The 11,932-nt window shown below is 40.7% G+C and carries 9 protein-coding genes; 4 read left to right on the forward strand and 5 right to left on the reverse strand.

What is annotated here, in order from left to right:
• Window positions 1–50 precede the first annotated feature (50 nt).
• Both GMD1S_RS03665 and GMD1S_RS03670 read right to left on the reverse strand, forming a co-directional pair.
• On the reverse strand, window positions 51–2,111 hold the full coding sequence (locus tag GMD1S_RS03665; RefSeq protein ID WP_000008775.1) for a heavy metal translocating P-type ATPase: 2,061 nt from the start codon (window positions 2,109–2,111) through the stop codon (window positions 51–53).
• Between the two features lies 1 nt (window position 2,112).
• Complete coding sequence (locus GMD1S_RS03670) at window positions 2,113–2,391, reverse strand: DUF6110 family protein (protein WP_000910910.1); 279 nt, start codon at window positions 2,389–2,391, stop codon at window positions 2,113–2,115.
• Window positions 2,392–2,542: 151 nt separating this feature from the next.
• On the opposite strand from GMD1S_RS03670, the gene GMD1S_RS03675 reads away from it, so the two are divergent.
• On the forward strand, window positions 2,543–3,391 hold the full coding sequence (locus GMD1S_RS03675; protein WP_001095535.1) for a putative RNA methyltransferase: 849 nt from the start codon (window positions 2,543–2,545) through the stop codon (window positions 3,389–3,391).
• A gap of 110 nt (window positions 3,392–3,501) precedes the next feature.
• Here the strand turns inward: GMD1S_RS03675 and GMD1S_RS12540 are convergent, their stop codons facing one another.
• From GMD1S_RS12540 to malQ, 3 genes are all read right to left on the reverse strand, one after another.
• Complete coding sequence (locus GMD1S_RS12540; protein ID WP_009013759.1) at window positions 3,502–3,708, reverse strand: hypothetical protein; 207 nt, start codon at window positions 3,706–3,708, stop codon at window positions 3,502–3,504.
• 250 nt (window positions 3,709–3,958) lie between these two features.
• Window positions 3,959–6,217 (reverse strand): glycogen/starch/alpha-glucan family phosphorylase, encoded by a 2,259-nt coding sequence (glgP, locus tag GMD1S_RS03685; protein ID WP_000937158.1) that lies wholly within the window; start codon window positions 6,215–6,217, stop codon window positions 3,959–3,961.
• 24 nt (window positions 6,218–6,241) lie between these two features.
• Entirely contained in the window at window positions 6,242–7,759 is a 1,518-nt protein-coding gene (gene malQ / locus GMD1S_RS03690; protein ID WP_000747317.1) for a 4-alpha-glucanotransferase, read from the reverse strand.
• 474 nt (window positions 7,760–8,233) lie between these two features.
• Between malQ and GMD1S_RS03695 the strand changes: the two genes are divergently transcribed.
• The 3 genes from GMD1S_RS03695 (at window position 8,234) to GMD1S_RS03705 (ending at window position 11,768) form a co-directional block, all read left to right on the forward strand.
• Window positions 8,234–9,505 carry an extracellular solute-binding protein gene (locus GMD1S_RS03695; RefSeq protein ID WP_000095461.1) on the forward strand — a complete coding sequence of 424 codons (1,272 nt, stop codon included), beginning with the start codon at window positions 8,234–8,236 and terminating at the stop codon, window positions 9,503–9,505.
• Between the two features lie 126 nt (window positions 9,506–9,631).
• The gene (locus GMD1S_RS03700; protein ID WP_000431414.1) at window positions 9,632–10,924 is read left to right on the forward strand and encodes a carbohydrate ABC transporter permease; all 1,293 of its coding nucleotides are present in this window, start codon (window positions 9,632–9,634) and stop codon (window positions 10,922–10,924) included.
• A gap of 1 nt (window position 10,925) precedes the next feature.
• The gene (locus GMD1S_RS03705) at window positions 10,926–11,768 is read left to right on the forward strand and encodes a sugar ABC transporter permease (protein WP_001065656.1); all 843 of its coding nucleotides are present in this window, start codon (window positions 10,926–10,928) and stop codon (window positions 11,766–11,768) included.
• Window positions 11,769–11,932 lie beyond the last annotated feature (164 nt).

Below are 11,932 nucleotides of genomic sequence, written 5' to 3' on the forward strand. Positions count from 1 at the left end.
GGAGTTACCCTCGAGAAAGGTAACTCCTTTTTGCTGTGAATAGTCCCCACCTATCCCTTAATAGACAGGCTACGCAGGACTATGCGTAAGGTTGTTAGATTATGTAGGATAGAGAGGTTTGAAGGACTGAGCCAATTAAACAAGCCAAAGCCAATCAAACTACTATTTACGACAACGGTATCTTGAATATTCTTCTTGATGAGTGTTTGCAAAGATGATGATAGCCAATCCAACTCTTGGAAGAAATCCAAACGATTATCTAACAATAAGATATCGCTCATCTGCTTAGAAATATCTGCACTCTCATTCATCACCACACCGATATCTGATAGGGTTAGAGCCGCTGAGTCATTCAATCCATCTCCAACCATCAAAATCGTGTGACCTGCTTTCTGCAGTTCCTCTACTAACTCAAATTTCCCATCAGGTTTCAAGTCTGTATAGACCTGATCAAAGGGCAAATCTTTGACTAATTCCTCTGTCCTAACCAAGGTGTCCCCTGTTGCCAGAATCAATTTTTTCCCTTGTGCCTTAAGTTTCTCCAAGGCTGCTTTTGCTTCTTTTCTCAAAGGAGTATGAATGCAGAACATTCCAATCAATTCATTCTGATAAGCCAAGAATAAGAGATTGTAGTGACTCTTGTACTCTTCAATTAAAGCATTTTGTTCTGAACTGATATGAATCTGCTCATCCTGCATCAAGACATAATTCCCAATAAGAACTGGTTGGCCATCTATATGAGATTTGATCCCCTTGCTTGCAATATATTGGAGTTTCCCATGCATTTCCTCATGTTCAATTCCCTCTATCTCAGCTTGCTTGACGATGGCATTAGCAATAGGATGATAAATGTGTTCCTCAAGACAGGCACTGATTCTGAGAATATCTTCCTCACTATAGTCCCCAAAAGGTAACACCTTTTCAACTATAGGATAACTAGTTGTGATTGTTCCCGTCTTATCAAACAAGAAAGTATCAACTTCCAGATATTTCTCCAGAACATCCCCATCCTTAATCACCATTTCACGGTTCAACCCCTCCTTGATAGCTGTCAAATAAGCTACAGGAGTAGAGATTTTCAAAGCGCAGGAGAAATCGACTAATAGGAAAGAAATAGCCTTAGAAAAAGAACCTGTTAATAGGTAAGTTAGCCCAGCCCCCAAGAAATTATATTTGACGACCTTATCCGCCATCTTGATGAAATAGCGTTGTTTCGTTTTCTTGTTTTCTTCAGATTTCTTCATTAACTCAATCAGTTGTAAAATCCGGCTGTTCATCTGATTATCGGTTACACGAATGCGTAACTCTCCAGTTTCTAATACTGTATTTGCACAAACCAAATCAGACTCTCTTTTTTCAACTGGAAAACTCTCTCCCGTCAAGGAACTTTCGTTGACCATACCTAAACCTGAAACTACTTGTCCATCAAACAGAATTTCATTTCCTTGAGATAGGACCAAGACATCTCCTATTTGAACATCGGAACTCTTGATACTAACAACCGTATCGCCCTGTACTAAGAATACGTCGCTCTCTTTTGCAAGAAGGCTTTGTTCTAAATCTGTTGCAGTTTTTTTCAAAGACCACTGATCTAAATGATTCCCCAAATCAAGCATAAACATGATATTGCTAGCTGTCTTGGATTGGTTCATAAACAAGGACAATAAAATCGCCGAACAGTCCAAGACTTCCATCGTTAGTTCCTTACGCGCTAGTGTTTGATAGGCTTCTCTAATATAACCCAAAGCCTGATAACAAGTCCATATATAGCGAATAGGATACGGCACAAAACTACGAAAAAGTACACGCTTAATCGCTGCACCTGAAACAATAGAATAAGCACTCTCTTCTCTACGAATGGGAAGAGTCATCAACTCAGAAACTTTCCCTTTATCAATTCTTTTTAAAAAGGCTTCTGCATTATCTAATACAGAAAAGCCTTCTTTTATGCGTAGAGTAAAGTGCTGTTGATCCATGTAAAACTGGATAGACTCAATCCCCTTTTCATCTCTCGCCAAGGAACGAAGATAGTCTTGAATATCCAAGGTGAGTGAAAAAGAAGATGATAGTCGGATATGTTGGTATCCTCTATGTAGCACTTTAAAAGACATATTATTCTCCTATAAGGCTATCTAATTGCTCTTCTTTTTTCTCTTGCTCGTACAAATATTTGGCATCTTGCAAGACATCGTCTCCATGTTGTTTCACAACAGAAACAGATGCATCTAGCCCGTCTTTCAACTTGTAAGCCTTAGCCAAAGCTTTAGAATAACCTTTTTTAGCTTCCTTACTTGCCAAGATTTTCAAACCAAGGGTACCAAATGCGACACCACCCAAAAAGAGTGATGATTTTTTCGCAACTTTTGCAACGGTTAATACTTCTTTTAACATACTTATTTCCTCCTTATCATTATTATATAGAAATTTAGATATAAAAGCAATTTTATTCTATAAATTGGAGAATTAGTTTTATTTCTACTGAATCTCCCATCTACTTATTTCTAAAGTTGCTTTCATTTGCCTCTTTTGATACACTTAAACTATGAATACAAACCTCAAACCCAAACTTCAGCGTTTTGCTTCTGCGACTGCCTTTTCCTGCCCTATCTGCCAAGAAAATCTGGCCTTGGTAGAGTCTAGCCTCAAGTGTAGCAACCGCCATTCTTTTGATCTGGCAAAATTCGGCTATGTCAACTTGGCTCCGCAAATCAAGCAATCTGCCAACTACGACAAGGAAAACTTCCAAAACCGCCAGCAAATTCTTGAAGCTGGTTTTTATCAGGCTATTTTAGAAGGTATCTCGGACTTACTAACAACTAATCCATCCGCAAAAACAGTCTTGGATATCGGTTGTGGCGAAGGTTTCTACTCTCGTAAACTCCAAGAAAGTCACTCTGACAAAACCTTTTACGCCTTTGATATTTCAAAAGATTCCGTTCAAATCGCTGCCAAGAGCGAACCAAACTGGGCGGTCAACTGGTTTGTCGGCGACCTGGCTCGTCTTCCTATAAAAGACGCCAGCATGGATATCCTGCTTGATATCTTCTCGCCTGCCAACTATGGGGAATTCCGTCGCGTTTTATCCAAAGACGGTATTTTGATCAAGGTCATCCCAACTGAAAATCACCTCAAAGAAATCCGTCAAATGGTGCAGGACCAGCTGACAAAGAAGGATTATTCCAACCAAGATATCAAAGAACATTTCCAGGAACATTTCAGCATCCAATCTAGTCAGATTGCTTCCTTAACAAAACCTATCTCGGCTGAGCAACGCCAAGCCCTGCTTGCCATGACGCCCTTACTCTTTCACGTTGACCATACCAAGATTGACTGGAGCCAACTGACAGAGATTACCATTGAAGCAGAGATTCTAGTTGGGAAAGTACGGTAAACAAATCTTTCAGATAAGACAAAAACCCGCACCTCTTCTTGAGGTGTGGGTTTAAATCGCGATTTTTCAACTGTCTATCCGAAAAGTGGAAAAAATTTTAACCTCTCCATTTATTTTCGATTCGAAATGACAAATTTATCAATGAATAATAAGTGAAATGAGGCAAGTGTAATCCCCAAATAGCACCCATGATAAGAGATTTCTTGATGGGTAAGTGGAAAAAGAGTACGATTCCCCATCGAGAGTGATGACAAAACCACAAATAGTATCCAAAATAAATCAGTCCATTTATATTTTGAAAAATATTTTTTCCACATAAAAACACCTTCTTTCTTCACCACAATGCTATTATAATACAAATTATAAGCGGATACAAGAAATACGAGGCCATCAACTACGAAGAATCATGAGACTGAAATACAGTAAAAAGCAGTATTTCTAAAACTTCAACGTATCTATGATTTATCTCTTTTTAGACCTGATTGGCTAAAATCCACATCATTCAAAAAAGCGAATTTCAATTGAAATTCGCTTTTTTTACAAAGTGATTAGTATAAATTTTGTATCTTAGTTCAAGTGCCAGATATCTTCGTTGTACTGAGCGATTGTACGGTCAGATGAGAAGAATCCTGCTTTGGCAATGTTAACGATGACTTTATCCAACCATGCGTCACGGTCTTCGTAGTCAGCAAGCATTTGCTCTTTGACTTTGATGTAGTCTTCCAAGTCAAGGAGAGTCATGAACCAGTCTTTGTTGATCAATTCGTTGTAAAGACGTTCCAAGCGTTCTTTCTTACCTACTGCAAGAACAGCGTCGCTCACGATGAAGTCAACCAATGGTTTGATGGCTTCACGAGCATAGAATTCGCTTGATTTGTATGCTGCTTTTGCGTAAAGGTCGATAACAGTTTCTGAATCTTCACCGAAGATGTAGATGTTTTCGTCGCCAACCAATTCAGCGATTTCCACGTTAGCTCCGTCCATAGTACCAAGAGTCAAAGCTCCGTTCAACATGAATTTCATGTTACCAGTACCTGAAGCTTCTTTAGAAGCAAGTGAGATTTGTTCTGAGATGTCACATGCTGGGATAAGGAAGCTTGCTGCAGTAACGTTGTAGTTTTCAACCATTACAACTTGCAAGTGTGGAGCTACTGCTGGATCGTTAGCAATCACTTCTGACAAGCAAAGGATCAAGTGAATGATGTCTTGAGCGATTGTGTAGGCAGGAGCTGCTTTACCACCAAAGAAGACTGTAATTGGACGAGCAGGGATGTTACCAGCCTTGATATCAAGGTATTTGTGGATGACATACAAAGCGTTCATTTGTTGGCGTTTGTACTCGTGAAGACGTTTGATTTGGATATCAAAGATAGAGTTTGTATTGATTTCCACACCTTGGTGCTCTTTCAAGTGACGAGCCAATTTACGTTTGTTGTGAGCTTTGATGCTTTCCAATTTTTCTTTGACAGCAGCCTTGTCTTCGTATGACAAGAGTTTTTCAAGTTCATCTGCTTCATGGTGCCAACCATGTCCAAGAATCTCATCCAAGTAGTGAGACAAGCTTGGGTTAGCATGCATGAGCCAACGACGGAATGTGATACCGTTTGTTTTGTTGTTGAATTTTTCTGGGTAGATGTCGTAGAAAGCTTTCAACTCTGAGTTCTTCAAGATTTCAGTGTGAAGAGCTGCAACCCCGTTTACGCTGTATCCGTAGTGGATATCCATGTGAGCCATGTGAACACGTTCGCTCTCATCGATGATTTGAACAGCTGGGTCTTTGTATTCTGCCTTCACACGACGGTCCAATTCTTCGATGATTGGTACCAAGTGAGGAACCACTTCTTCCAAGAATTCAAGAGGCCATTTTTCAAGGGCTTCAGCAAGGATTGTGTGGTTAGTGTAGGCAGTCATGCTACGTACGATTGAGATTGCTTCATCAAGCTCGATACCTCGCGCAGTCAAGAGACGGATCAATTCAGGAATCACCATTGATGGGTGAGTATCGTTGATTTGTACAACAGCGTAGTCTGCAAGGTCATGCAAGTTGCTTCCTTTTTCGATTGCTTCGTCGATGATCAATTGCGCACCGTTTGAAACCATGAAGTATTGTTGGAAGATACGGAGCAATTCACCTTGCTTGTCGCTATCGTCTGGGTAAAGGAAGAGAGTCAAGTTGCGAGCGATATCTGTCTTGTCAAAGTTGATACCATCTTCGATGATAGAAGAATCAACTGAATCCAAGTCAAACAAACGCAAGCGGTTTTTAGTAGCTGTCTTGTAACCAGGTACATCAATATCATAAAGGGTAGATGTCAATGTGAAGTGTGCAAATGGCACTTGGTAGCTACGGCTTGAGCGTACCAACCAGTTTTGCTCTGTCAACCAAGCGTTAGGAATTGTTTCTTGTTGGTTGTTTTTAAGAACTTGTTGGAAAAGACCGAAGTGGTAGTTCAATCCAACACCGTCACCATTCAAACCAAGTGTAGCGATTGAGTCGATAAAGCAGGCTGCCAAACGTCCCAAACCACCGTTACCAAGTGATGGTTCCAATTCTACTTCTTCGATTTCGATCAACTCTTTACCTGCAGCAGCAAGTTCTTTTTTCACATCGTCGTAAAGACCAAGGTTAATCAAGTTGTTTGACAAGAGTTTACCGATCAAGAACTCAGCTGAGATGTAGTAAACTTTTTTCTTACCAGTGTTGACTGGTTTTTGGCTGCTAGCAAGCTTGCTGTAGTTAAGAAGAGCAAGGTAAAGCTCTTCATTGCTACATTCTGCAATGGTTTTATTGTAACGCTTTTGTACAAATTCGTTTAATGGTAACATGTTTATGTGTCTCCTGATATTGTCTTATTTCTTTAATTCTACCAAATTTTCATTGATTCGGCGATAAATTGTAGTCAAGTCAAGCAAAGTTTCTTCAACCGCTGGTGTGAGTTGGTCTGCTGTCATACGCCATGACCAGTTTCCGCCAAGAGTAGACGGGAAGTTCATACGAGCTGACTCATCTAGTTCTAGCAAGTCTTGCATGGTTGCAATAGCCATGAAGCTAACGGATGAAAATACTGTACGAAGCATAGCGTGTGGCACTGTTTCGTATTCTTTACGGTTAGTGTAGCGAGCCATGTACTCACGTGTCGCATCATCGATTTCATTACGGTACCAACCAAGGACCGTATTGTTGTCGTGTGTTCCTGTGTACATAACAGAGTTGGCAGGTGCCAAGTGCGGGCTATCGATACTTTCATCTTCTGGGTTGAAGGCGAATTGAAGAATCTTCATTCCTGGGAAGCCAGTGCGTTCACGCAACTCGATCACTCCATCTGTCATGAAACCAAGGTCTTCTGCGATGATGTTTAGCTCACCAAGCTCTTCCTTAACGGCTGCGAAGAGTTTGTACCCTGGACCTTTCACCCATTTACCAGGTGCTGCTGTATCGGAACCAGCAGGAATTTCCCAGTAAGATTCGAAACCGCGGAAGTGGTCGATACGAACGATATCGTAGATTTTGAAGCTTTCACGCAAACGTTCAATCCACCATTTGTAACCGTCTTTGTCCATTGCTTCCCAGTCATAGATTGGGTTGCCCCAAAGCTGACCAGTTGCAGAAAACTCATCTGGTGGGCATCCTGCAATGCAAGTTGCTTTACCATTGGCATCTGTCTTGAAGAGGTGTGGATTTGCCCACATGTCGCTTGAATCTTCCGCTACGTAGATAGGCATGTCCCCAACGATTTCGATGTGGTTATCGTTAGCGTAAGCTTTCAATTTCAACCATTGTTGGAAGAAGAAGTATTGAGTCACACGGTGGTAAACCAACTTGTCTGCCAATTTCTCACGGTAGCTTTCAAGCGCTGAAGCTTTACGGGCACGAGCATCTGCATCTGGCCATTCTGTCCAAGCAAGATTGTCAAAATGCTCTTTGATCGCCATATACTCAGCAAAGAGTTCAAGCCATGATTGGTTGTCTTTAGCAAACTTCTCAAAATCTTTGACATCTCCCACTTCCAAGAAGCGTTTAACTGCTTTTTCTAAAAGCGGACGACGTGCGTAGTAAATCTTCGCATAATCAACTTCAGATGCATCGCTACCAAAGTCAACACCTTTAAGATCACTGGCTTCGAGCAAGCCTTGCTCTACCAAGATATCAAGGTCGATAAAATGCGTATTTCCAGCAAAGGCCGAGAATGATTGGTATGGAGAATCTCCATAGCTTGTTGTCCCGAGAGGGAGGATTTGCCAGTAACGTTGCTTCGTACGAACCAAGAAATCAACGAAATCATAGGCAGTTTGGCCAAATGATCCAATCCCGTATGCTCCTGGCAGAGAAGAGATGTGCATCAACACACCACTTTGACGTTTTTTCATAATAGCACCTCATGTGTTTGTTATAAAACGTTGCGCAATTAAGGCGCAAACGTTTGCGTTAATTTAAGTATAACGCATTTCAAAAACAAATGCAAGCGTTTTTAAAAAATTTTTTTGAATTATTTTAATCAAACAAAACTTGTTGCCACTGATATTTTATGAAATAAGCGAAAAAATTTTAAAGATTTTCTGATTTAAGATAATTCATTCCCAATATCTGCTCTATTTTCTGAAAAACCGAGCCGAATTTACGCAATCGTTTTCCTAATATATTTTCAATTCAAAAAAAACAAACATTTTAAGTTCTTTCCTATATATGGGCTTTAACAAATGTTTGAAACCTTAAAATTTTTTTAAAAAATTTCCTAAAAACGCTTGCAACCGTTTTCTGTTTGTGCTATACTAAGTTCGTAAAAGAAAACGTTTGCGTTTTCTCATTAAATTATTTTTGTTATTCTTTAGGAGGAATACACTATGTCATCTAAATTCATGAAGAGCGCTGCTGTGCTCGGAACTGCTACTCTTGCTAGCTTACTTTTGGTAGCTTGCGGAAGCAAAACTGCTGATAAAGCAGCTGATACTAGCTCATCTGAAGCAAAAGAAATCACTTTCTACGTTGAAGACCAATACAAAGCCTACGCTGAAAAAGTTGCTGCAGCTTATGAAAAAGAATCAGGTACAAAAGTTAACATCAAATCAGGTGACCAACTTGGTGGACTTGACAAACTTTCACTTGACAACCAATCAGGTCAAGCTGCTGACGTTATGATGGCTCCATACGACCGTGTAGGTAGCCTTGGTACTGACGGACAACTTTCAGAAGTTACTTTGAGCGACGGCGCTAAAACAGATGATAAAACTAAATCTCTTGTAACAGCTGCTGACGGTAAAGTTTACGGTGCTCCTGCCGTTATCGAGTCACTTGTTATGTACTACAACAAAGACTTGCTTAAAGAAGCTCCAAAAACTTTTGCTGAATTAGAAGAACTTGCTAAAGACAGCAAATACGCTTTCGCTGGTGAAGATGGCAAAACTACTGCATTCCTAGCTGACTGGACAAACTTCTACTACGCATACGGACTCCTTGCTGGTAACGGTGGTTACGTATTCGGACAAAACGGTAAAGACGCTAAAGACATCGGTCTTGCAAACGACGGTTCTATCACTGGTGTCAACTACGCTAAATCTTGGTATGAAAAATGGCCTAAAGGTATGCAAGATACTGAAGGTGCTGCAAACTTGATCCAAACTCAATTCCAAGAAGGTAAAACAGCTGCTATCATCGATGGACCTTGGAAAGCTCAAGCATTCAAAGATGCTAAAGTAAACTACGGTGTTGCTACTATTCCAACTCTTCCAAATGGTAAAGAATACACACCATTCGGTGGTGGTAAAGCTTGGATCATCCCATCAAGCACTAAGAACCTTGAAGCTGCACAAAAATTTGTAGACTTCCTTGTTTCAACTGAACAACAAAAAGCATTCTACGATGCAACTAACGAAATCCCAGCTAACACTGAAGCTCGTTCATACGCTGAAGGTAAAAACGATGAGTTGACAACAGCTGTTATCAAACAGTTCAAGAACGCTCAACCAATGCCAAACATTTCTCAAATGTCAGCTGTTTGGGATCCAGCTAAAACAATGCTCTTTGACGCTGTAAGTGGTAAAAAAGATGCTAAGACAGCTGCTAACGATGCTGTAACATTGATCAAAGAAACAATCAAACAAAAATTTGGTGAATAATTGAATTCGTTACAAGGGGGGAGAATACAAATCCCCCTTTGATTTTATAAATTTACGAATGATTGCAGTTGCCTATCTAGTGATTGGAGACAAACTTCAATCTCGTATCCTATGAAAGGAGTATTCATGGAAAACCAACAACCTAGCAAAGCAGCCTTGCTTTCAGTGATTCCTGGGTTAGGACAGATTTACAATAAACAAAAGGCCAAAGGTTTTATCTTCCTTGGTGTAACTATCGTATTTGTTCTTTATTTCCTAGCACTTGCAGCCCCTGAATTGCACAATTTGATCACTCTTGGTGACAAGCCAGGTCGTGATAATTCCCTCTTTATGCTGATTCGTGGTGCCTTCCATTTAATCTTTGTAGTCGTTTATGTGCTCTTTTATTTCTCAAATATTAAAGATGCACATACAATCGCAAAACGTATTAACAATGGAATTCCTGTCCCACGTACTTTTAAAGATATGATCAAAGGTATTTATGAGAATGGTTTCCCTTACCTCTTGATCATCCCATCTTACGTCGCTATGACATTTGCGATTATCTTCCCAGTTATCGTAACCTTGATGATTGCCTTTACCAACTATGACTTCCAACACTTGCCACCAAACAAATTGTTGGACTGGGTTGGTTTGACTAACTTTACAAACATCTGGAGCTTAAGTACCTTCCGTTCAGCCTTCGGTGCGGTTCTTTCTTGGACCATCATCTGGGCCTTGTCTGCTTCTACTTTGCAGATTGTGATTGGTATCTTCACTGCTATCATTGCTAACCAACCATTTATCAAAGGAAAACGTATCTTTGGTGTTATTTTCCTTCTTCCTTGGGCTGTTCCAGCCTTCATCACTATCTTGACATTCTCAAACATGTTTAACGATAGTGTCGGAGCGATCAACACTCAAGTATTGCCTATCTTGGCTAAGGTTCTTCCTTTCCTTGACGGTGCTCTTATCCCTTGGAAAACAGACCCAACTTGGACGAAGATTGCCTTGATTATGATGCAAGGTTGGCTAGGATTCCCATACATCTACGTTTTGACTTTGGGTATCTTGCAGTCAATTCCTAACGACCTCTACGAAGCGGCTTATATCGATGGTGCCAATGCTTGGCAAAAATTCCGCAACATCACTTTCCCTATGATTTTGGCTGTTGCAGCACCAACATTGATCAGCCAATACACCTTCAACTTTAACAACTTCTCTATCATGTACCTCTTCAACGGCGGAGGTCCTGGTAGCGTTGGTGGTGGAGCCGGTTCAACTGATATCTTGATCTCATGGATTTATCGCTTGACAACAGGTACATCTCCTCAATACTCTATGGCGGCAGCTGTTACCTTGATCATCTCTATCATTGTCATCTCTATCTCTATGATCGCATTCAAGAAACTACACGCATTTGATATGGAGGACGTCTAAGATGAATAACTCAATCAAACTCAAACGTAGACTGACTCAAACCCTCACTTACCTCTACTTGATTGGTCTTTCAATCGTGATTATCTATCCACTTTTGATTACTATTATGTCAGCCTTCAAGACTGGTAACGTCGTAGCTTTTAAACTAGATGCTAACGTCGACTTTAGCTTTGCCAACTTCCAAGGGCTCTTCACTGAAACCTTGTACGGCACTTGGTACCTCAACACTTTGATTATCGCCTTGATTACAATGGCTGTTCAAACAAGTATCATCGTACTTGCTGGTTATGCCTACAGCCGTTACAACTTCTTGGCTCGTAAACAAAGTTTGGTCTTCTTCTTGATTATCCAAATGGTGCCAACTATGGCCGCTTTGACAGCCTTCTTCGTTATGGCCCTTATGTTGAATGCCCTTAACCAAAGCTGGTTCCTCATCTTCCTATATGTCGGTGGTGGTATCCCGATGAATGCTTGGTTGATGAAAGGCTACTTCGACACAGTACCGATGTCTCTTGATGAATCAGCAAAACTAGATGGTGCAGGACACTTCCGTCGCTTCTGGCAAATTGTTCTCCCACTCGTTCGCCCAATGGTTGCAGTACAAGCGCTCTGGGCCTTCATGGGACCTTTCGGAGACTATATCCTCTCTAGTTTCTTGCTTCGTGAGAAAGAATACTTTACAGTTGCCGTTGGTCTACAGACCTTTGTCAGCAATGTGAAAAACTTGAAGATTGCCTACTTCTCAGCAGGTGCTATCCTCATCGCCCTTCCAATCTGTATTCTCTTCTTCTTCCTACAAAAGAACTTTGTTTCAGGACTTACAAGTGGTGGCGACAAGGGATAATTTATCCCCGCCACCCTTTTTCATTTTATACTCTTCGAAAATCAAATTCAAACCACGTCAGCTTCGCCTTGCCGTAGATATATGTAACTGACTTCGTCAGTCTTATCTACAACCTCAAAGCAGTGCTTTGAGCAACCTGCGGCTAGCTTCCTAGTTTGCTCTTT

Origin of the sequence: Streptococcus sp. GMD1S (assembly GCF_000296875.1) — a bacterium.
Taxonomy (GTDB): domain Bacteria; phylum Bacillota; class Bacilli; order Lactobacillales; family Streptococcaceae; genus Streptococcus.

What these genes read in the sequence shown, in the direction of transcription:
- GMD1S_RS03665 (WP_000008775.1), bottom strand. Translation starts at nt 2,111, where the DNA reads ATGTCTTTTAAAGTGCTACATAGAGGATACCAACATATCCGACTATCA.
- GMD1S_RS03675 (WP_001095535.1), top strand. Translation starts at nt 2,543, where the DNA reads ATGAATACAAACCTCAAACCCAAACTTCAGCGTTTTGCTTCTGCGACT.
- glgP (WP_000937158.1), bottom strand. Translation starts at nt 6,217, where the DNA reads ATGTTACCATTAAACGAATTTGTACAAAAGCGTTACAATAAAACCATT.
- malQ (WP_000747317.1), bottom strand. Translation starts at nt 7,759, where the DNA reads ATGAAAAAACGTCAAAGTGGTGTGTTGATGCACATCTCTTCTCTGCCA.
- GMD1S_RS03705 (WP_001065656.1), top strand. Translation starts at nt 10,926, where the DNA reads ATGAATAACTCAATCAAACTCAAACGTAGACTGACTCAAACCCTCACT.
- GMD1S_RS03670 (WP_000910910.1), bottom strand. Translation starts at nt 2,391, where the DNA reads ATGTTAAAAGAAGTATTAACCGTTGCAAAAGTTGCGAAAAAATCATCA.
- GMD1S_RS12540 (WP_009013759.1), bottom strand. Translation starts at nt 3,708, where the DNA reads ATGTGGAAAAAATATTTTTCAAAATATAAATGGACTGATTTATTTTGG.
- GMD1S_RS03695 (WP_000095461.1), top strand. Translation starts at nt 8,234, where the DNA reads ATGTCATCTAAATTCATGAAGAGCGCTGCTGTGCTCGGAACTGCTACT.
- GMD1S_RS03700 (WP_000431414.1), top strand. Translation starts at nt 9,632, where the DNA reads ATGGAAAACCAACAACCTAGCAAAGCAGCCTTGCTTTCAGTGATTCCT.